The sequence below is a fragment of the Paenibacillus sp. FSL H7-0716 genome, from assembly GCF_038002705.1.
In the GTDB taxonomy this organism is placed as follows: Bacteria; Bacillota; Bacilli; order Paenibacillales; family Paenibacillaceae; genus Paenibacillus_AQ; species Paenibacillus_AQ odorifer.
Genome location: NZ_JBBODA010000003.1, coordinates 201,050 through 221,763, shown reverse-complemented (window position 1 = coordinate 221,763; position 20,714 = coordinate 201,050). Strand labels below are relative to the sequence as shown.

Genomic DNA, 20,714 nt, shown 5'->3' with positions numbered 1-20,714 from the left:
CCTTTCGTTAGTGTGGTGAGAAGAATGGTCAAGTTCAATCCCGATAAACTGCATAAAGACCAGCTGGGCTTTCATATATTTTTGCTTGTGTTGTCCATATTTATGGTCCTTCCGATTGTGTTTATCATTAATAATTCATTCAAACCGTTTACGGAGTTGTTTGCGTATCCGCCTAGGTTTTTCGTAAGCCAGCCGACTTTTGAGAATTTCCGTCTACTGCTTCATTTTTCCGCGGAATCAGGACTTCCGTTATCCAGATACGTATTTAACAGTGTCCTCACGACAACGATTGTTATTCTGTCGACGTTAGCGGTTAGTTCCATGGCGGCCTTCGGACTGTCGAAGCTGCATTTCAAAGGCAAGGAGACCTTTAACAAGATTAACACGCTGGCTCTGATGTTTGTGCCGGTCGCTGTAGCGATTCCGCGTTTTCTCATTATTGAGAAAATGGGTGTGTTCAATACCTACTTCGCGCACATTATCCCGATGCTGGCGATGCCAATCGGTATTTTCTTGCTCAAGCAATTTATGGATCAGGTTCCGGATGATCTGATTGAAGCCTCCAAAATGGATGGAGGAGGAAACTGGCGAGTATATTGGAGCGTGATGCTGCCGATGGTGAAGCCGGCCCTCGTGACTGTCGCGATATTGACCTTCCAGGCCAGCTGGGGCAATGCTGAGAGCTCTGCCAATTTCATGAACGATGAATCCCTGCGCACACTGCCCTTCTACTTGAACACCTTGGTGGCGCAATCGGGGAACATCGTTGCTGGGGCGGGATTGTCGGCCGTAGCCGGACTAGTCATGTTCCTGCCGAATCTGATACTGTTTATAATTTTACAAAATAAGGTCATGGATTCCATGGCTCATACGGGGATTAAGTGATATGGGAAAGTGGACAATGCAAAGAACGCTGAAATTGGTGACGGTTGCGCTGATCATGGTGTTTCTCAGTACGTCACAGGCTTATGCGGCCTCGGATGCTCCCTACTTCACTTACACCAGTGACAGTGAAGGTTATACGATCCGGACGCAGGACGCCTATACGCCAGTCACGCAGATTGGAGAAATCAACGGGCAAAGACTGGATACGCCCGAGCATGTGTTTGTGGATGAGCAAGACTACGTATATATTACGGACAGCGCATTGAACAAGGTATTTGTTTTGGACGGGAAATTACGCTTCTACAAGGAACTCACAAGTGATAAGTTCTCCGCGGTCCAAAGCACATTTGTAACGAAGGATTCCATCTATGTGGTGGATGCCGGGGCAGGACAGATTTATATCTTTGACAAATCCTCTTTCGCATTCAAAAAGGAAATCAGCAAGCCGGATTCGCCGATTTTTACTGAAGGCTACGATTTTAGCCCGACCCATATCGCGGTTGATTTAAGAGGCAATATTTACGTAAGAAGCGCTGGCTCGGTCAATGGTCTGATCATGTTGAACAGGGATGGAGAATTTATCACTTTCTTTGGAGGGAATCCGTTAAAGGTTCCTTTTCTTGATCAATTGCGTTCCAGTCTTCTGACCAAGACTCAGAAAGACAAACTGGAGAAGGTTCTTCCTGACGTTCCCAGCAATTTAGCGATTGACAAGAAGGGCTTTATTTACACTGTTACATCTTCTGTGGAATCTAACCCGATCAAGAAGTTCAATGTCTCGGGAACGAATTATTATCCGGATGGTATCATCGGGACCTATTCCATGGAAAGTGTATGGGTTGGAGGTCATAACACTGTCTATTCCGTGAGCTCGGATGGCTGGATCTTTGAATATGATGCCAATGGCAATCTGCTCTTTATGTTCGGAGGGAAGGATTTCAACTCCAGCCGCCTCGGGCTTCTGAATCGGCCTGTAAGCATTGCCTCCAATTCGACGGATGAAGTGATCGTAGTCGATCAAGGGATGAAATTGCTCCAAATCTACCGTTCGTCCGAATTCTCAAGTGCGGTACATCAAGCAATGGACGCCTATCAGAACGGGGAGTACGCCAAGAGCCAGAAGCTTTGGGAATATACGTTGAAATACAATTCAACTTTTGACAAGGCGCGAATTGGTCTGGGTGAGGCTTACCTTCGGGATGGAGAGGCTGGTGAGGCCTATGAAGAATTCAAGGATGCCCAGTACAAGGCAGGCGTATCGGAAGCATTCTGGGAAATCCGCCAGTCCTGGCTGCAGAACCATCTGGATGTTATTTTCGCACTGTTACTTAGTTTATTGATTATTGGATATGCCCATAAATTTACGAACCGGAAATATCAATATTGGACCAAGATTAAGGATCGGCTGAAGGTTATCTACAAGGTCAAAGTCATTAGCGATCTGATGTTCATCTTCACCTTTCTGAGGCATCCGCTGGATGGATTCTACCAAATTAAATATCAGAACAGAGTATCCAGAAAATCGGCCACTCTGATCTACATGCTGATATTCGCCGTATTCATTCTGCATCATGATCACACCAGCGGTCTGTTTGTTGAAAAACAAGGATACTTTCTTCATCAGTTATGGATCATTTTGGGGCTTGCGGTGTTATGGATGGTTTCCAATTATCTCATTTGCTCCATCAGCGATGGGGAAGGTAGATTCAGGGATGTCTATAATGCCACGGCATATGCGCTGAGTCCAATTCTGGTTGTTTTGCCTCCGCTTGTTTTGTTCAGCAACGGCTTGACGCTGGAACAATCGGTCTTCTATCACTTGCCGATTCAGGCCATGTTGCTATGGATTGCCTTTCTGATGTTTTTTATGATCAAGGACATTCACAGCTATGAGGTTGGAGAGACGGTTAACGTCGTGTTCAAGAGTACGTTTACGATGCTTATCATCGGATTGTTCCTGTTTGTATTGTACTCGCTGGGCAGTCAATTACTTGATTTCGGGTATGACGTGATTACGGAGGCGAGCAAAAAATGGTAAAGAGATGGTTGAAATACGGAATAGTTCTTCTGATTGCAGCGGCACTCGGTATAAATTATTTAATTGGCGACAGCCAGAAGGTCGAATACGGCATAGCTGCTGCCCAGAATGATTATAAAGATATTATTGTGAATAATGCACAGCAGACTTGCTTCAATAGCGGCGCTGCCGCCGGCAGTGCCGCTCCAATTCCGGCTGCCTTCAGGATGGTGGCCGGCAACGAGAAGCTGGAGCTTTATCTGGAGGAAGAAACGGCAGCCATAGCGGTTAAGGACAAGTGCAACGGCAGCACGTGGTTCTCTTATGATGTCAGTGTGAATACGAAAGGTAACAAGTACAGCAATGAGGTTGCAGCCTATATTAAATCCGGGATTTCCATTGTCACGTATAACAAATTCACCTCCGGCCGAAGAACTATATTGGGAGATAACGCGAAGCTGACTTACCAGTACAGGGACGAGGGCTTTACAGCAACGATAGATTTCACCAAGGCTAAGATCAAGTTTGACCTTGTTGTTGCACTGCAAGAGGGAGATTTAATTATTCATGTCCCGCGCAGAAGTATCGAGGAATATAACCCCAAGCTTGGCAAGCCGGGAAACAACGACATCCGGCTAAGCGAGATTATTCCATATCCGTTTTTTGGCAGTGCTACTCATAAAGAGAACGGTTATATCGTCTTGCCTGATGGGGCCGGGGCTATTGTGAAGCTGAGAGAAATTCCGAAGTATGCGACTGGCTATTCGGCACCTGTCTATGGTCCGGATCCGGGATATGATGATACTCCGGAGTTCACACCCAGGCGTACCGTTGTGAAGCCGCTTGAACGGATAACGCTGCCGATTTATGGCATTATTCATGAGGAAGGCCGCTCCGGCTTGCTTGTGATTGCCGAGGGCGGTGAGGGGTATGCGAATTATAATTATGTATCCCGTGATTTGCAGACGAATTTCTATCAGTCCTATTTTACTTATACCTATCGTACACAGTATGCGCAGGTGCAGAGTCGGACAAATCAGGAACAATCTGTTCTCAGCTTTCAGGAGGAGCCGAATCGGTTTGAGCTGGTGCAGCGCTATGTTTTTCTGGAGGGCGACCAATCGAACTATGTCGGGGTAGCCAAGGGCTTCCGCAGCTTCCTGATCCAGCAAGACGGGCTGCTGAAACAAGATAAGGGGAGGACACACGACCAGGTTCCGATGAAAATTGATTTCGTCAATAATGAATTGGCGATGGGAACACTGGGCGTGGAGAACGTGCCGGCAACAACCTATATACAGGCGCAGGAGCTCGTAAGGAAATTGAAGGAGAAGGGTTACTCAGAGCTGAGTGTTTCATTCAAGATGTTCGTCAAGGATGAGTGGGCTTATCGTTTCACCATGATGAATCAGCTTGGCGGAAGCAAGGCGTTTAAAGAAGCCGTGGATTATTTCTCCGTGAATGATATCAAGTTCAGCCATTATGTGGACTACGCGAGATCCTGGTACGAGAAGACGAAATATACGGCGAGCAAGTTAAACCGCAAGGATATGAGCGTGCTGAATGAAAACAAGGCACAGTATAATTATCTGAATAATCCTAAGTACTATTCCTTCCTCGCTGAACGGGATCTGGAGGCATTCAAGAAATATAAGATCGGCGAACTGGCCCTGGACGGATTCGGGAATAGTCCATTTACTCACTATGATCATGGAACAGTCGGTTATGCGAATGAGGGAATGGCGTACACTGAGAAGACTCTGAAGTATTTGAATGATAATGGAATTAAAACAGGCCTGTATATGCCTGATGCTTATCTGTTCAAATATGCCAGTGATTATTACGACACGTCGATCGTATCCTCCAATCTGATTTTCATTGATGCTACAGTTCCATTGGTGCCGTTAGTCCTGAGCGGTTATATGGATATGTATTCGCCTTACATGAACTTCTCATCCAATGATGCGGAGGCCATTCTTAAGCTGATTGAATTCGGGGTATTCCCTTCGTTTGTACTGACAGGTGAATCGACGTATGAGATCAAACGGACAGGTTCAAGTGATGTCTATGTCTCGCAGCTGAAGACTCTGGAGGACCGTATTGACAATTATTATTCGGTTGTTAGTGAAGCTCTAAATAATGTAATGGGTAGTGAAATGATCAACCATACGATCATTGACGACGGTGTTGTCCTTGTAGAGTACGACAACGGCAGCAAAATAGTGATTAATTACAAGGATACAGAGTATCGCTATCAAGACGTTAGAATTAAATCAAAAGGGTTCGTGATTCTATGAAATTGAGCATAAAAACCAAGCAAGGTTTAATGGGCGTTCTCTTTATAAGTCCCTGGATTCTCGGTTTTCTAGCCTTTGTCGCTTATCCGCTGTACAGAACGATCTATATGAGCTTCTACAAGGTATCCTTCGGATCGAAGTCCGGGTGGAGATACAATTGGGTGGGTATAGAGAACTACAAACGAATCCTGTTAGAGGAGCCAGACTTTGTCGTTGAAGCACAAAATTATTTTATCGGCACATTAGTGTATGTCCCGGTTATTATTGCTCTGTCCATTATTGTGTCGATGCTGCTTAACCAGAAAATAAGGGGAAAGGCAATCTACCGGTTGATGTTCTTCCTGCCAATTATTATTTTGAATGGGAAACTGATTGAGAATATGAGCACATATGGAGGCATGTCCATCACTGCCAATCACTTCATCCTTGAGACGCTGGGGACGATTATTCCATCTAAGGGAGCTTTGCTGCTGATTGTGAATCTGTTTGAGCTGATTCTGCAGTTGATGTGGTATAGTGCAGTGCCAATCCTGATTTTCCTCGCGGCGCTGCAAAAAATCAGCAAGGATATGTACGAAGCGGCATCCATCGACGGGGCATCGCCGTGGACTTCTTTCTGGAAGATTACCTTGCCCACCATTTATCCACTGGTAAGCATATGCGTAATTTATCTGGTGGTTTTCCTGGCAAATTTTGATTTGAATCCGATCAATACCATCATTATGGAGTCCAAATTCGACGGGTCCAGACGTGAAGGCTATGCTTCCGCGCTATCCCTGCTGTATTCCTTAATCCAAATCGCACTCATACTTATCCTGTATTTTGCGACCCGCAGCAGAAATTCCAAAGAGGGGGTGGCCAAATGACTCAACAACCGGTCCAAATCAAGCCGTATAAGCAATTGAAGCAGCAAATCGGAAGACGCACGCCTCCGCTCAAGAAGTTTCTGTTCGGTATGCAGATCAGCGACGGATTCGTATATAAGGCGGCAACCTATACGATTCTGACTATCTTCGGATTTATATTCCTGTATCCGCTGCTTTATATGTTATCGGCCAGCTTCATGTCAAACGTGGACTTGGTCGACAGCACGGTGAAATGGCTGCCGAGCAGTCTGTATACGTTCAACTATGAAATGACCTGGAAGGCATTGCAGCTGCCCGGCTCATTCCTGACAACGACTATGGTGGCGGGTGCTTCGACAATAAGTGTAATCATTTCTTCCGCTCTAGTGGGCTACGGACTAGCGCGTTTCCAGTTCAAAGGGAAAAATATCGTGTTGCTGCTGCTGTTGTTCACCTATATCGTCCCGAAGACTTTGTTTTTTATTCCGCGGTTTCAGATTTTTATGGAGCTCGGTCTGAAGGGGAATCTGGGTGCGCTTATTATACCGGCATTGACCGGACAGGGAGAGCAGGCGGCTTTGTTTATTTTGATCTTCTTCCAGTTCTTCAAAATGATTCCGAAGGCGTTGGAAGAGGCGGCATTTATCGATGGGGCAGGTGCATTTAGAACGTTCTGGAGAATCGCTATCCCTATGGCGGGGCCGGCCTTTATTATCGTAGGCGTCTATGCCTTCTCGCTCTATTGGAATGAGACCTTTCTGACTTCATTCTATCTGGACGGCAAAATTCGGACGGTTCCGATGCTGCTCGGAGATCTACAGAACACTTACGGCGCTGCGGTCAAAGCCAGTCAAAGCGGAGACTTCAACCAAAATCCGAATTTGAACTTTACGGAGGCGAAGGCCTTTGCGGGAACGTTATTATCCATTATTCCGCTCGTTACCTTATATCTGATTGTTCAAAGATGGTTTGTGGAGAGCATTGACAAGACAGGGATTACCGGGGAGTGACAACAGAAGGAAGAAGGAACAAATCTGTCGGGGTCACAATAGTGGCCCTTTCTTTTTGTTGTGGAACAAACAAACAGAAAGGACGAATTATGAAAAATAAGAAAAATTCGCTCGGTGTAAGGCTTATTCAACTGTTTGCTGCTATAACGATTCCGCTTCTTTCCGTTCTTTTTGCAGGGGGATACTATGCCAAGGAAAATGTATTGGCTCAGGTATCCAGATCCTATCAGAATTTGGTCAACTCCAATCTGAAAATGATGGAGAGAAGTCTCGAGGATATAACTATTAATCTGGTAGATATTGTTGATCATGACGAGAATTTCCTTCAATTCAACCGTCCAGGGCTGAAAGATTCCGATTATTATTTTGCCCGTATGGGAATTATGCAAAGAAATCAAGCCTATCAGGCCTATTATCATAGCGTGGATATGTTCTATCTGTACTCCGGCGTCAATGATATGTTGACATTATCCAATGTATTAGGGAACACGGAGGAATATATGGATGAAATCAGAGCCTGGATCACGGGCAAGGTTCACAATGAAGATAAAATGGAACCACTCCGGTACAAATGGACAATAGTTAATATAGCCGGGGATTACTATATAAACCGGACAGTCGGTAATAACCTGAGCAATCCCAGTTATATCGGCGCGCTCATCCGAATCGATTCTATGCGCTCACCGCTGGGCAATCTGAACCTGCAATCAGGCGGTGATGTGCTTATTGTGGATAATGAAGGAAATATCTTAACCAGTTCTTCGAAATCGATGGGCTACGACTTCAAGCTGCCACACGAGAAGATGAATCAGAATTCTTCATTTTCTTATATGCATGATGGCCGAAAATGGTTAGTTGTGTCTAGCCAGTCATCCACCCTGGGGATCAATCTATCTGTGGTAATCCCCGATTCCGAGCTACTCCAGGGCTTGAATACATTCCAAATGATTATTAATGTACTGCCCTTCTTTATTTTGATCATTTTACTGGTTTACTTATATTATTTTCGCCGTATAGTCATTCGTCCGATTCTGGATTTGTTGGGCGGCATTCACCGCATCAGAAAAGGGTCTATGGAAGCCCAGCTTCCTTCTTCTAACTTGTTAGAGTTTCAAGCGCTGAATCAGGCCTTCAATACCATGGTTGTAGAAATACAAAATCTGAAAATTGACGTGTATGAGGAACGGCTAAATGCTCAAAAAGCGGAAATGAAGCATTTGCAAATGCAAATTAATCCTCACTTTTTTCTAAATACGCTCAATATCATTTTCCAACTCGCCGATCTGAAACGCTTTGAATTAGTAAAAAAGACAGTACGGCATCTGGTGCAGTATTTCAGATTCATGCTTCAGGTAAAGGATAACAGCATTACTTTGGAACAGGAGCTTGATCATCTCCGCAATTATCTTGAAATTCAAAAGATGCGATACCAGCAGTCTTTTGATTTTCAAATCACAATAGATGAAGACATCATCCTCGCTTCTATACCGTCCTTGATTGTACAGCCCTTTGTAGAAAATGCCATGCTTCATGGCATAAGTTTGAAAGCAGAAACATTCTATCTGGAAATTTGTGCAGTCAAGTCAGAAGAGAACACCGATACAATGATTATTGAAATCTCGGATAACGGAAGAGGTAGTACTCAACAAAAACTACAAGACCTGAATTCACCTGATTATAGGCCAGAAACTGATGACGGCCACATTGGTATCTGGAATGTGAAACAAAGATTGGCTATGCGCTATCAGGGCAAAGCCAACATTCACTTCAGTGAAAATGAGCCGTCCGGATTCCGAGTGCGGCTTAGCCTGCCCATTGAATATATGGAAGGAGAATGATGAGAGATGCGTTTATTGATTGTAGATGATGAACAGTTCGCTGTGGAGGGGCTTCTCTACTGCTGCGAATGGAAAGCGTATGGGATTGAAGAGGTCTTGACGGCGAATAGAGCCGACAAGGCCAGGGAGATTATGAATGAACACAGAATAGAATTGCTGATTTGCGATATTGAAATGCCGGATGAAGATGGGCTTTCACTGGTTGGCTGGGTGAGGGAATATTCTCCCTGGACGGAATCGATATTTCTGACCTGTCATTCCGAATTTTCCTACGCCAAGAAAGCCGTTAACCTCGGGAGTTTTGATTATTTGCTGAAGCCTGTTGACACAGATGAGCTGTTGTCTGTCGTATCAGGTATGATAGCAGCCAACCGTGAGAAGGAAGAGTATGCGTCCTACAACCAAATGTATCATAAGTATCTAAATTTATGGCAAAAAGAAAAGCCGAAGCGTGTGGAACGTTTCTGGCAGGATTTGTTGTCCCGCAGTATCCTGTCTTTTGGGGATTTTGTTGACCGGGAGCTGGCGGAGGCTGGCGTGGGGTTAAATTCTGACGATCTGGTGCTTCCTATTCTGATCAGTATTGAGGAGTGGTCTAAACCGCTCAGTCCGCGGGATCAGGAAATCATGGAATATGCCGTGAAGAAAGCTGCGGAGGAATTTTTTACAGAAGAGCATCAAGGGGAGGCCATCTCAGACAAAAATGGGGTTTTGTTCATTCTGCTGTATGCCAAAGACGCGATGGGAGAACAGGCGACTAGGAAGCTCAGAATTCAGCAGCTCACGGACATAGGTAAACGTTTTATCAAAGCTTGCCGGGAGCTGTTCTACAGCATCGTAACCTGCTATGTCGGCTCATTCAAACCCCTTCAAGAGCTGCCGGGAATGTGCGAAAGCTTAAAAATCATGGAGCGTGACAATATTTCTCGCACACAATCGGTGCTTTTATACATGCCACAGGACCAGATGTTATTATCACCTAATTCGGATGATATCCTGCTCAATGATTTGATCTCTTATATGCTGAATGGCAAGCGTGAGTCCGCTGTGCAGTTTATTCATAATCTGACAGAGAAACTGGAAGCCAATCCTTGCTTTCAGGGAAGAAATCTAGACGCCTTGCATCAGGATACCTTGCAGATTATATATCACTTCTTGCAGGTAAGAGGAATCAATGCGGGAAGCATAGTCCTGTTTACAGACTGGACAACCGCCCGCATACGGGGACTGCTTCAGTACAGGCATTGGGCAGAAGGGATTGTATCGGCGGTCATGGAGGCGGAATTCGAGCGGCAGGAAAAGGGCGGTGTAATTGAGCGGTCCATTCGCTACATCCAGCAGAATATAGAGGAAGAGATCTCCAGAGTCAGCGTCGCTGATTATGTTGGATTGAACCCGGCGTATCTCTCCAGACTGTTCAAAAAAGAGACCGGCCAGAACCTCATTGATTTCCTGATCTCAGTGAAGATGAACCGCACCCGCGAGCTTTTGGATACCACGGATATGTCGGTAAGCGCGATAGCGCAGCAGGTAGGATACAGTAATTTTTCACATTTCACCAAAATGTTCCGCAAGCAGTTCGACGTCAATCCTCAGGAATATCGCAAAGTCACAAAACGATTAGACTGAGGTTATAAAAACGGCAGAGCAGTTGTTGGCATCTCCTTATAATAAAGCCATAACCCAATAAGAAGGTGTGGAACTATGGCTTCGGAAAAAGCAACACTGACACAATCTGGCATCTCGCAGCGCAACTCAAAATGGAAAACCATATGGAAGTACAGAGCCTTGATCGTTCTGGCACTGCCAGGTGTGCTGTTGATGCTGATCAATAACTATCTGCCCATGTTCGGTATTTTCTTGGCTTTCAAGGACTTGAATTATACGGCAGGGATATGGGGAAGCAAATGGATCGGACTGGACAACTTTAAGTTTCTGTTTGCTTCAAACGATGCTTGGCTGATCATTAGGAATACATTGCTGTACAACATTAGCTTTTTGCTTATCAATACGATATTGGCAGTGATGCTGGCCCTTCTCCTCAACGAGGTCAAGAATAAATTTGCCTCCAAATTCTTTCAGAGCACAGTGATCCTGCCTAACTTTATTTCCATGGTCATTGTCGGCTACATCGTTTATGGATTTTTAAATCCGGAACTGGGGTTCATCAATAAATTTATTCTGGAGCCCTTCGGGATAGATCCTAGAAACTGGTATGCGGAAGCGCAGCATTGGCCTTATATTTTGACCATTGTCAACACCTGGAAGGGTGTGGGCTACTCGGCCGTAGTTTACCTCGCAGCCATTGTCGGGATAGACTCTGAATATTATGAAGCAGCCGTCATTGATGGAGCCAGCCGCTGGAAGCAAATGACGAAAATTACGATTCCGCTGATTGCTCCGATCATTATCATCATGACATTGCTGGCGATTGGCCGGATTTTCAACGCCGATTTCGGTCTGTTCTATCAGGCAACCATGGCATCCGGGATGATCAAAGAGACAACTGATGTTATCGATACCTATGTATACAGGGCGTTAATGGTTACCGGCGATACGGGACTCGCCTCCTCGGCAGGGCTGCTGCAGTCTGTTGTTGGTTTTACACTTGTCATTACCGTCAACCTGATTGTCCGTAAATTCAGCAAAGAAAATGCTTTGTTCTAAAAGGAGAAAACCATGGAAAAAAAACGAACTAATCCCTTTATCATTATTTTCCTGTCTTTGTTTAGCCTTGCCTGCTTGATCCCGTTTTGGCTTGTATTCATGATCTCGGTTGCTGATGAAGACTGGGTAACTGTTAATGGATACAGCTTCTGGCCCGGCAAATTCAGTCTTGTCGCTTATCAGTATTTGTTTGAAGATGCCGAAAAAATATTGCGGGCTTATGGCGTTTCTGCCTCGGTAACGTTGATTGGTGTTGTCATCAGTTTGTTTGTGACTTCGGCAATGGCCTATGCGCTGTCGCGGAAAGAGTTTCCGCTCAGGGGGGCGCTGAGCTTCTACATCCTGATTACGATGTTGTTCTCGGGAGGCTTGCTGCCCTGGTATCTTATCTACACCCGGTTCTTGCATGTTCAGGATACGTTGATGGCCCTTATTATTCCGGGTTTGATCGGCGGCTTCAACGTTATCATCATGCGGACATTCTTCACGAACAGTATACCGCCTTCACTGATTGATTCTTCCCAGATAGATGGTGCAGGTGAATTCCGGACATACTTCAGCATTATTCTGCCGCTGTCCTTGCCTGTAATGGCTACAATTGGACTATTCACCACCGTATCCTACTGGAACGACTGGTTTACAAGCCTGGTCTTCATCCAGAATGAGAAACTGTTCTCTCTGCAATATCTATTGACCAAAACTTTAATGAACGCTTCGTTCCTGCAGTCGATTGCGAATAAGGCTTATAGTTCCACCGCACAGGTCACAACACCGCTGGAATCCATTCGGATGGCGATGGCGATGATTGCAATCGGACCGTTGGTGCTGGTATTCCCTTTCCTGCAGAAGTATTTCGTAAAAGGTCTTACCGTAGGCGCTGTGAAAGGCTGATCCCAGCATAATGCTGGATTAGTATATGCAAGTAAAGGATTTAAAGAAAAACAGAAGTATTCCAGGGAGGTCTACTATTTATGAAGTGGTTGAAAAAGAGTTCTGTTGTACTGACATCGTTGGTGCTGACTTCAGTTGTGGCAACCGGCTGTGGCGGAAATAATGCTGCGAATTCTCCGGCGGGCACAGCTCAGCCGGAGGGGACGGCCAGCTCCGAATTGAAGCCTTACGAAGTCGTAATGGTATTCCCCGATGCGCCTCAGAATGACAATCAGCTGGTACAGGATGCAATGAATGATTATCTGAAAAAAACATATCCGGAAATGAACATGACGGTCAAACTGAATCCCATCGACTGGGGCGCATGGAGCGATAAAACAAACCTGATGATGGCCTCCGGAGATAAAATGGATCTGCTGTTTACAGCGGATTGGCTCGGATTCCAGCAACAGGTGACAAAGGGCGGCTTGCTGCCGCTTGATGATTTGCTCGCCAAATACGGCCCGGATATCGAAGCTGTTGAGAAGGATTATCATGATCCGGCTAAACGCGGCGGCAAGCTGTACGGTATCCATACCCACCAAGAGCTGGGCGGCACACAAGGAGTTTATTTGAACAAAGAGTTGGTGGACAAATACAACTTTGATCTCAGTGTCTTGAAGTCCGGAAAGGTCGAAGATCTGGAACCGATGCTGCAGACAATCAAGGAGAACGAACCGGGGATTACGCCTTTGGTAGCGCCAAGCTTTCCGCTTGAAGCTTACTATTCATCTACGAATCTAGATTCCATTGCAAGCATTGCGGTTATTAACACCGTTGGAACAGCAAAAGATGACTATACTGTAATCAACTCGTTCACTACTCCACGTTATATGGAGCTTGCCAAGCTGACCAACAAATGGTACAAGGCGGGGTATATTAACAAGGACGCACTGACACCAGGTCTGGATGCCTGGAAAAAAATTCAAGCAGGTAAAGGATTTGCATTTGTTACTGACATGGATATTATCGCTGATATGGAGATTGGCAAAGCTGCCGTTTCACCGAATGGTTCGATTAAAGCGGGCCGCGAGATGCTGCAGATTCCGCTCAATATTGACCGTCTGCAGACCGGAAAAATGACGGCAACCATGTATGCGATTTCAAAAAGCTCTGAAGATCCGGAACGCGCCATGATGCTGCTTAATCTTTTCTATAAGGACAAGGAGCTTCTGACCCTTTTCAACTTTGGTATTGAAGGAACACATTATGTGCTTAAAGACGGACAAATTGCGCTGCCGGAAGGCAAAACTACAGAAAATGTCGGCTACTACCATGATATTATGTGGCAAGTGGGCAATCAAATGCTTAACTATACACGTGTAGGCGAAGACCCGAATAAATACCAGAACTATGAGAAATTCAACGAACAGATTACCGCAAACCCTTCGCGGATTTTTGGATTTATCTTTGATCCGGAGCCGGTCAAAAATGAACTAATCTCGATCGACAACGCAAATAAAACCTTTGTTGACGGGTTGAAGTCCGGCCAACTCGATCCTGAAGAAGCTCTTCCTAAGATGCTGGAAAAACAAAAAGCAGCGGGATCAGACAAAGTAATTGCGGAAGCGCAAAAGCAGTTGGATGCTTGGCTGGCTGAAAACGGCAAGAAATAAGCAGAGTGTGATCAATAATTTCATTTGTTAAACGGATCTGACGGACAAAAGGGGCATAATGCGTTAGTTATGCCCCTTTTGATTGTAATGGATCATACAGCGAAGAGGAGTGGAGTATTCATATGGAATATTCGATGCTGACTTATATAGATATGTATCCCGATCAAGCCCAGTACAAATCCGGCCAAGCAGGCAGTATTATAGTCGAGCTGGAGACCCAAGAGGATAGGGTTCTGGAACTGGTTGTTGAGTTCTACAAATTAGAAAAGCAGGTTGCTGAAGAAACATTTGAGATCAGCCTGGAAAAAGGATTGAGACAAATTGCGCGCATTCCCCTGTTCACTGAAGATACCGAGTGGGCTGGTTACGGGGTCAAGGCTACAGTTTTTTACGATAAATTTGCAGTGTCAACAGCTTATACTTCGTACGATATTGCCGATCATTGGAGTCGGGCGCCTCGGTATGGATTCTTAAGCGATTTTCGCAAGGAAGAATCCGAAGAATTACGTGACGTCGAAAGTATGAACAAATTCCATTTGAATGTTATACAGTTCTATGATTGGATGTACCGACATGATGATCTTGTACCGCATCAAGATGAATTTCTCGATCCGATGGGTCGAATGATGTCCTATAAAGTTGTTCGTGAAAAATTGGCAGCCTTGCACGATAAAGGGATGGCGGCCTTGGCCTATGGGGCTGTATACGCGAGCCTTAAGGACTTTTTACAAGCACGGCCGGAATGGGGGCTTTATAATCGCCTAGGTGAGCCGTTTCAATTAATAGACTTATTTTATATTATGGACATTACACCAGGGTCCCCTTGGACTGATCATATTGTTGAACAATTCCGTCAAGCAGTAAAGGTAGGATTTGATGGAATTCATATGGATCAATACGGTTTTCCAAAGAAAGGGATACGTAGGGTCGAAGGAAGGGAAGAATTGGTTGATCTGGCGGAATGTTATCCGGCGCTTATTGATCGAACCAGCGCGGCAGTGAAGGAAATAAAAGCAGAGGCTGGGGTCATATTCAATAATGTGGGTAATTACCCCATTAGCAAAACGGCATCTTCAGATCAGGAAGCACTTTATATTGAAGTATGGCCGCCAATAGTCCGATTGCGTGAGCTTAAAGGACTTATCGATAATGCAAGATCATTGGATAAAGACAAGCCGATTATCCTCTCCGCTTATCTTCCCTCTTTTTACCCGAAAGCTGGACATGACAAGGAATGGGCTGAGAACGGGGCGCTACTAACGATGGCATCTATATTTGCTAGTGGTGGATATCATCTCTTATTAGGTGAGGATAATGGAATGCTGACGATGCCTTACTATCCCGATTATGCAGTGATGCGGCCTGAATTTGTCGTTGAGGTGAGACGCTACTATGATTTCATAGTGCGGTTTGGTACTTTGATACACAATACGCAATTGGAAGATGTGTCCTACACCTATACAGCAGGGGTTAATACCGAAATCACCTTCGAAGGCAGAGTGCCATTTGCACCGAATGGAGATATTGGCTCCGTATGGACCATCATTAAACGGATGCAAGGTTATCACATCTTACAGCTAATTAACCTTGTTGGCCTTGAGGATGATTATTGGGAGCATGGCAAGAAAAAGCGTCCTGAAACTCAAGATGGAGTTGTCTGCACATTGCTGATTGAACAGCCGATTGAGTGCATCTTCACAGCCAGCCCTGATGATCATAACCAAGAAGTATGTTTTTTGGATTATGAAATTGTACCTCATGGACAAGGGCTAGCTGCCAGATTTACTCTACCGTCTCTGGAGGTTTGGTCCATGGTTGTAGTGAAATTAAGCGAATAGGAGTGCGTGATATGAATAATACAAGATGGTGGCAGACAGCTGTTATATATCAGATTTATCCTAGAAGTTTTCAAGACACGAACGGGGATGGAATCGGCGATCTCAGGGGAATTATCAACAGACTTGACTATCTCAAGCAACTCGGCATAACTGCAATATGGCTTAGTCCTGTATACAAATCACCGAATGACGATAACGGCTATGATATCAGCGACTACCAGGATATTATGACCGAATTCGGAACCATGGAGGATATGGATGATTTAATCGAAAGAGCCAAGCTACATAACATTCGAATTATTATGGATTTGGTTGTTAATCACACCTCCGATGAGCATCCCTGGTTCGTTGAAGCAAGTAAGGGAAAGGACAATCCCTATAGAGATTATTATATCTGGCGGGATCCTGTAGATGGCGGCGTTCCCAATTCCCTGCGTTCGACATTTAGCGGATCAGCTTGGGAATTCGACGAAGCGAGCGGTCAATATTATTTGCACTTGTTCAGCCGCAGACAGCCTGATTTGAACTGGGAGAACAGTAAAGTCCGGCAAGAGGTATGGGACATGATGAATTTCTGGCTGGATAAAGGCGTTGGCGGATTCCGCATGGATGTGATTGATCTGGTCGGGAAAATACCGGATCAGGAAATTACAGGAAATGGTCCGAAGCTTCATGAATATCTACAAGAAATGAACCGGGAGACATTCGGAAAGCATGATGTTCTGACTGTAGGAGAGACTTGGGGAGCGACTCCAGAAGTGGCGAAGCTATACTCCAATCCGGACCGTAAAGAGCTGTCGATGGTATTCCAATTTGAACATATTGGTCTGGATCAGCAGGATTGGGGAGAAAAGTGGGATCTAAAGCCCTTGGCTGTAAGCGAATTAAAACGGGTACTGGCGAAATGGCAAACTGAATTGGGAAACGAGGGCTGGAACAGTCTGTTCTGGAACAATCATGATTTGCCGAGAATTGTGTCCCGTTGGGGAGACGACAAGCAATATCGAGTAGAGAGCGCAAAGATGTTCGCGATTCTTCTACATTTGATGAAGGGTACACCTTACATTTATCAAGGTGAAGAGCTCGGGATGACCAATTATCCGATTCAGGATATCAGCGAAGCGCAAGATATTGAGACCATTAATATGTACCATGAACGGATTGCCCAAGGGTACAGCAAAGAAGATATTATTAATTCCATTAATGTGAAGGGAAGAGATAATGGCCGAACCCCGATTCAGTGGGATTGTAGTCCTAACGGAGGATTTACAACAGGAGAGCCATGGTTACATGTGAATCCAAATTATACGGAAATTAATATGGAAGCAAATCTGAAGAATCCAGATTCAGTTTTTCACTGCTACCGTAAATTGATTGAACTAAGGAAGAATAACCCAATCGTTGTATGGGGTGACTTTGAACTAGTGGCGGGCGTGCCGGATCAAGTATTTATGTATCTCCGCAGGTATGAAGAACAGATCTGGTTAATAGCAGCCAATTTTAGTGGAGAAATAACGAAGCTGGAATTACCAGAGCTGGGGCCGGTCAAAGAAATGATTATTTGCAATTATTCTAGAGATAACGTGGAATTTAAGCAACTACAATTACAGCCTTATGAGGCATTTTCTGTCAAACTCGCGTAGGTTAACTTGCCCGGTTTAGGTTTTTGGTATTGCTGCCTTCATAATTAAATTCTTCTATATATAGAAGAATTTCGTTAATAGCATGAAACAGAGGTGGAAGATTTTTTTGAGAAAGGATAGGGTGGTGAAATTGGCAAAGCTGAAAATTGGTGTAATTGGTTTAGGTGGAATAGCAGACATGCATATTTCCGGTCTGTTGGCGAATGAAGAGGCGATCCTATGGGCGATTTGTGATTGCAATGAAGAGGTACTAGCGAGAAGGGGAGAACAATTTAATATCCCGGAAGCACGAAGATATTTGAATTACAAAGAAATGTTATCGGACCCAGAACTTGAAGCAGTGACGATCGCTACGCCGAATTATAACCATTTTGAAATAGCCTGTGAGGCAATCAAGCATCGTAAGCCGTTTGCCCTAGAGAAGCCGGTGACTCTCGATGTACAGGAAGCTGCCGCGTTGCGTGATCTGCTGGCTGAGGCTCATCTACCGCATATGATTTGTTTCAGTTATCGGTACAAATCGGCAGTAAGATATGCGAAATGGTTAATCAATCAGGGCAAAATAGGAGAGATCAAGCATGTCTACGGTCAGTATTTACAAGGCTGGGGGCTTAACGAGCGGCTTCCGCTAGTCTGGAGATTCAGAAAGAAGCTGTCCGGTTCAGGCGCGCTTGGAGATTTAGGTTCGCATTTGCTCGACCTTCAACGTTTTCTTGTGGGCAATGTAGAACGGGTGATGGCAGATGCCGATACGATTATCAAGGATCGCACCCTACTTGAAGGCGATGGCATGGGCGAGGTGGATGTTGATGATTTCTGTCATGTGCTGGCTCGGCTTGAAGGGGGAGCCTCGTCCACGATGGCCATTTCGAGATTCGCATTCGGGCGGGGAAACTTTCAGCAAGTGGAAATTTTCGGCGATCGGGGAGCGATTCTTTATAACCTGGAAGAAGAGGATGTACTATATGTTAAGTCTTCTGAGGATGGCGGCGAGGTCTTCATAAAAGTAGATATTCCTGAAGAATTTCATGTGGATCAAATGACATCTTTTATTAATCTGGTTAATGGACAGGGCGACGGATGCGACGCCAATATGGAAGACGGATATATAAACCAACATGCCATTGATTCAATTATTGTCTCATTAACTGAACAACGGTGGATTTCAATATAACGGGGAGGGCATATCATGTCTAAAATCAAAATTACAGTATGGAACGAGTACCGCCATGAAAGACACAACGAAGAAGTTAAAGCTATATATCCAGATGGTATTCATATGGCACTTGCCAACTATTTGAACACACAAGAAGATATGGAAGCAAAAACAGCGGTTTTGGATGATCCCGAACACGGATTAACTGATGAGGTGCTAGAACAAACAGATGTATTGTTATGGTGGGGGCATTTAGCCCATGATGAGGTTAGTGACGAAATTGTGGAAAAGGTACGTCAAAAGGTGCTAAATGGCATGGGATTAATCGTTCTCCACTCTGGACATAACTCCAAAATATTCCAATCTTTAATGGGTACCAATACTGGTGCTCTGAAATGGCGTGATGAAGGTGAGAAGGAGCGAATCTGGGTCATTGAGCCGGGACACCCGATTGCCAAGGGCCTTGGAGAGTATATTGAAATTAACAAGGAAGAAATGTATGGTGAACGTTTTGAGATTCCGGCGCCGGATGAGCTTATTTTTATTTCCTGGTTCGAAGGCGGAGAGGTGTTCCGTAGCGGATGCTGCTACAAGCGAGGACAAGGCAATATCTTTTACTTCAGACCAGGGCATGAGACTTTCCCGGTATACCACCAGCCTGAGGTACTTCAAGTCATTAGTAACAGCATTCGTTGGGCGGCAAAAGATGAACTTCCTAAAGTTTCTTACGGACGTGTAGCCCCGTTGGAACTTATTCCTTAAAGCGTGAACAATGGTCACCATATCATGATTATTTTGTGTCAAGACTTTGCTCTCCCTTGATAAGGAGGGCAAGTCGTTTGTTATTGAGATTAAGGGCTCAGAGGATGCAACGTTTATTTTATAAATAAATGCATTCGCAAGAAGGAGGAAAGTGTCATTACTCCAACAATTAAAGATGTGGCTAAGGCAGCCAATGTTTCAGTATGTACAGTATCAAGGGTTATTCATAATCTAGAAGGTTACTCTCATAATACTAAGCTCAATGTACTTCAGGCTGTGGAAGAACTGGGTTATTATCCTAACGGAGTAGCTAGAGGACTCATTAATAAACAAACAAGAACTTTAGGAGTGCTTTTCCCCGGCGTAGCAAGTGATTTTTTTTGTGGTATTCTTCATGGGATTGAAAAGGCTGCCTATGATAAGGATTATATGGTCATTGTTTGCAATACTGGTGAGGATGGCAAAAGAACAAAAAACTGTCTGGAGATGCTCCAGGAAAAACAAGTGGACGGAGTAATATTTACAAGCGAAGTTTTGAAGGATGAATATTATCTTCAATTACGACAGAAGAAAACTCCCTTAGTGCTCGTCAATGCATATTCTTCAAAGTACACCATCCCTTTTGTAAAAGTAGATGATAAACTTGCTGCCTATCAAGCTACTTCCTATTTAATCAATAAAGGGCACTATAATATTGCTATGATTGCTGGAACGCCATCTGATATGATAGCGGGAATTCCTCGTGTGGAAGGTTACCGGCAAGCGCTCGAGGAACAAGGATTTATATTTAACGAGGCCAGAATAGCTTACGGAGATTTTCATATGGAAAGTGGCCGTGTGGCTATGGAAAAACTATTGAGTGAAGCCCCGCCGTTTACTGCAGTATTTGCAGCTAGTGATGAAATGGCAATTGGAGCCATGGGAAAGGCCTTTGAGAAAGGGTTGAAAATACCAGAGGATCTTTCTATGATTGGCTACGATGATTTGATGTTATCAAAAATTATATCTCCTCCCTTAACGACAGTACATCAATCGTTGGATCAAATGGGGCGATTGGCGGTGGAAAAGTTATTATCTCTGATAGAGAAACCTCTGGAATTACCAAACAGCACTCTCATGAATCATTATATTGTTGAGCGGGAAACAGTGCGTACAATAATTTGATTTTTATATTATTTATTGGGTAAACGTTTACATTCATTTCAGAGAC

Annotated in this window: 15 protein-coding genes; all 15 read left to right on the top strand. The window is 44.6% G+C overall.

Annotation, left to right across the window (positions count from 1 at the left end; all coding sequences use genetic code 11):
• Window positions 1–24: 24 nt before the first annotated feature.
• Window positions 25–885 (top strand): carbohydrate ABC transporter permease, encoded by an 861-nt coding sequence (locus MHH60_RS05730; protein ID WP_076119313.1) that lies wholly within the window; start codon window positions 25–27, stop codon window positions 883–885.
• A 1-nt stretch (window position 886) separates the two neighbouring features.
• A complete protein-coding gene (locus MHH60_RS05725) occupies window positions 887–2,923 on the top strand; it encodes a YIP1 family protein (protein ID WP_076136318.1) in 2,037 nt (678 codons plus the stop codon).
• The gene (locus MHH60_RS05720; RefSeq protein ID WP_076136320.1) at window positions 2,917–5,199 is read left to right on the top strand and encodes a DUF5696 domain-containing protein; all 2,283 of its coding nucleotides are present in this window, start codon (window positions 2,917–2,919) and stop codon (window positions 5,197–5,199) included. The genes MHH60_RS05725 and MHH60_RS05720 overlap by 7 nt, the downstream gene beginning before the upstream one ends.
• Window positions 5,196–6,065 carry a carbohydrate ABC transporter permease gene (locus MHH60_RS05715; protein WP_076099587.1) on the top strand — a complete coding sequence of 290 codons (870 nt, stop codon included), beginning with the start codon at window positions 5,196–5,198 and terminating at the stop codon, window positions 6,063–6,065. The genes MHH60_RS05720 and MHH60_RS05715 overlap by 4 nt, the downstream gene beginning before the upstream one ends.
• Window positions 6,062–7,054 (top strand): carbohydrate ABC transporter permease, encoded by a 993-nt coding sequence (locus MHH60_RS05710; protein ID WP_076099586.1) that lies wholly within the window; start codon window positions 6,062–6,064, stop codon window positions 7,052–7,054. The genes MHH60_RS05715 and MHH60_RS05710 overlap by 4 nt, the downstream gene beginning before the upstream one ends.
• 89 nt (window positions 7,055–7,143) lie before the next feature.
• Complete coding sequence (locus MHH60_RS05705) at window positions 7,144–8,892, top strand: sensor histidine kinase (RefSeq protein ID WP_076136322.1); 1,749 nt, start codon at window positions 7,144–7,146, stop codon at window positions 8,890–8,892.
• 6 nt (window positions 8,893–8,898) lie between these two features.
• On the top strand, window positions 8,899–10,521 hold the full coding sequence (locus tag MHH60_RS05700) for a response regulator transcription factor (RefSeq protein WP_076136324.1): 1,623 nt from the start codon (window positions 8,899–8,901) through the stop codon (window positions 10,519–10,521).
• Between the two features lie 75 nt (window positions 10,522–10,596).
• Window positions 10,597–11,559, top strand: coding sequence for an ABC transporter permease (locus MHH60_RS05695; protein ID WP_081382504.1), 963 nt, complete (start codon window positions 10,597–10,599; stop codon window positions 11,557–11,559).
• Between the two features lie 12 nt (window positions 11,560–11,571).
• The gene (locus tag MHH60_RS05690) at window positions 11,572–12,450 is read left to right on the top strand and encodes a carbohydrate ABC transporter permease (protein ID WP_076136326.1); all 879 of its coding nucleotides are present in this window, start codon (window positions 11,572–11,574) and stop codon (window positions 12,448–12,450) included.
• A gap of 80 nt (window positions 12,451–12,530) precedes the next feature.
• Entirely contained in the window at window positions 12,531–14,105 is a 1,575-nt protein-coding gene (locus tag MHH60_RS05685; protein WP_042125256.1) for an ABC transporter substrate-binding protein, read from the top strand.
• Window positions 14,106–14,227: 122 nt separating this feature from the next.
• On the top strand, window positions 14,228–15,943 hold the full coding sequence (locus tag MHH60_RS05680) for a glycoside hydrolase family 66 protein (protein WP_081389046.1): 1,716 nt from the start codon (window positions 14,228–14,230) through the stop codon (window positions 15,941–15,943).
• Between the two features lie 11 nt (window positions 15,944–15,954).
• Window positions 15,955–17,586, top strand: coding sequence for a glycoside hydrolase family 13 protein (locus MHH60_RS05675; protein ID WP_076136328.1), 1,632 nt, complete (start codon window positions 15,955–15,957; stop codon window positions 17,584–17,586).
• 124 nt (window positions 17,587–17,710) lie between these two features.
• Window positions 17,711–18,760: a Gfo/Idh/MocA family protein gene (locus tag MHH60_RS05670; RefSeq protein ID WP_256715160.1), complete on the top strand. Its 1,050-nt coding sequence runs from the start codon at window positions 17,711–17,713 to the stop codon at window positions 18,758–18,760.
• 15 nt (window positions 18,761–18,775) lie between these two features.
• Window positions 18,776–19,504, top strand: a complete 729-nt coding sequence (locus MHH60_RS05665; RefSeq protein WP_042125259.1) for a ThuA domain-containing protein — start codon at window positions 18,776–18,778, stop codon at window positions 19,502–19,504.
• 177 nt (window positions 19,505–19,681) lie between these two features.
• The gene (locus tag MHH60_RS05660) at window positions 19,682–20,668 is read left to right on the top strand and encodes a LacI family DNA-binding transcriptional regulator (RefSeq protein WP_256715157.1); all 987 of its coding nucleotides are present in this window, start codon (window positions 19,682–19,684) and stop codon (window positions 20,666–20,668) included.
• Window positions 20,669–20,714 lie beyond the last annotated feature (46 nt).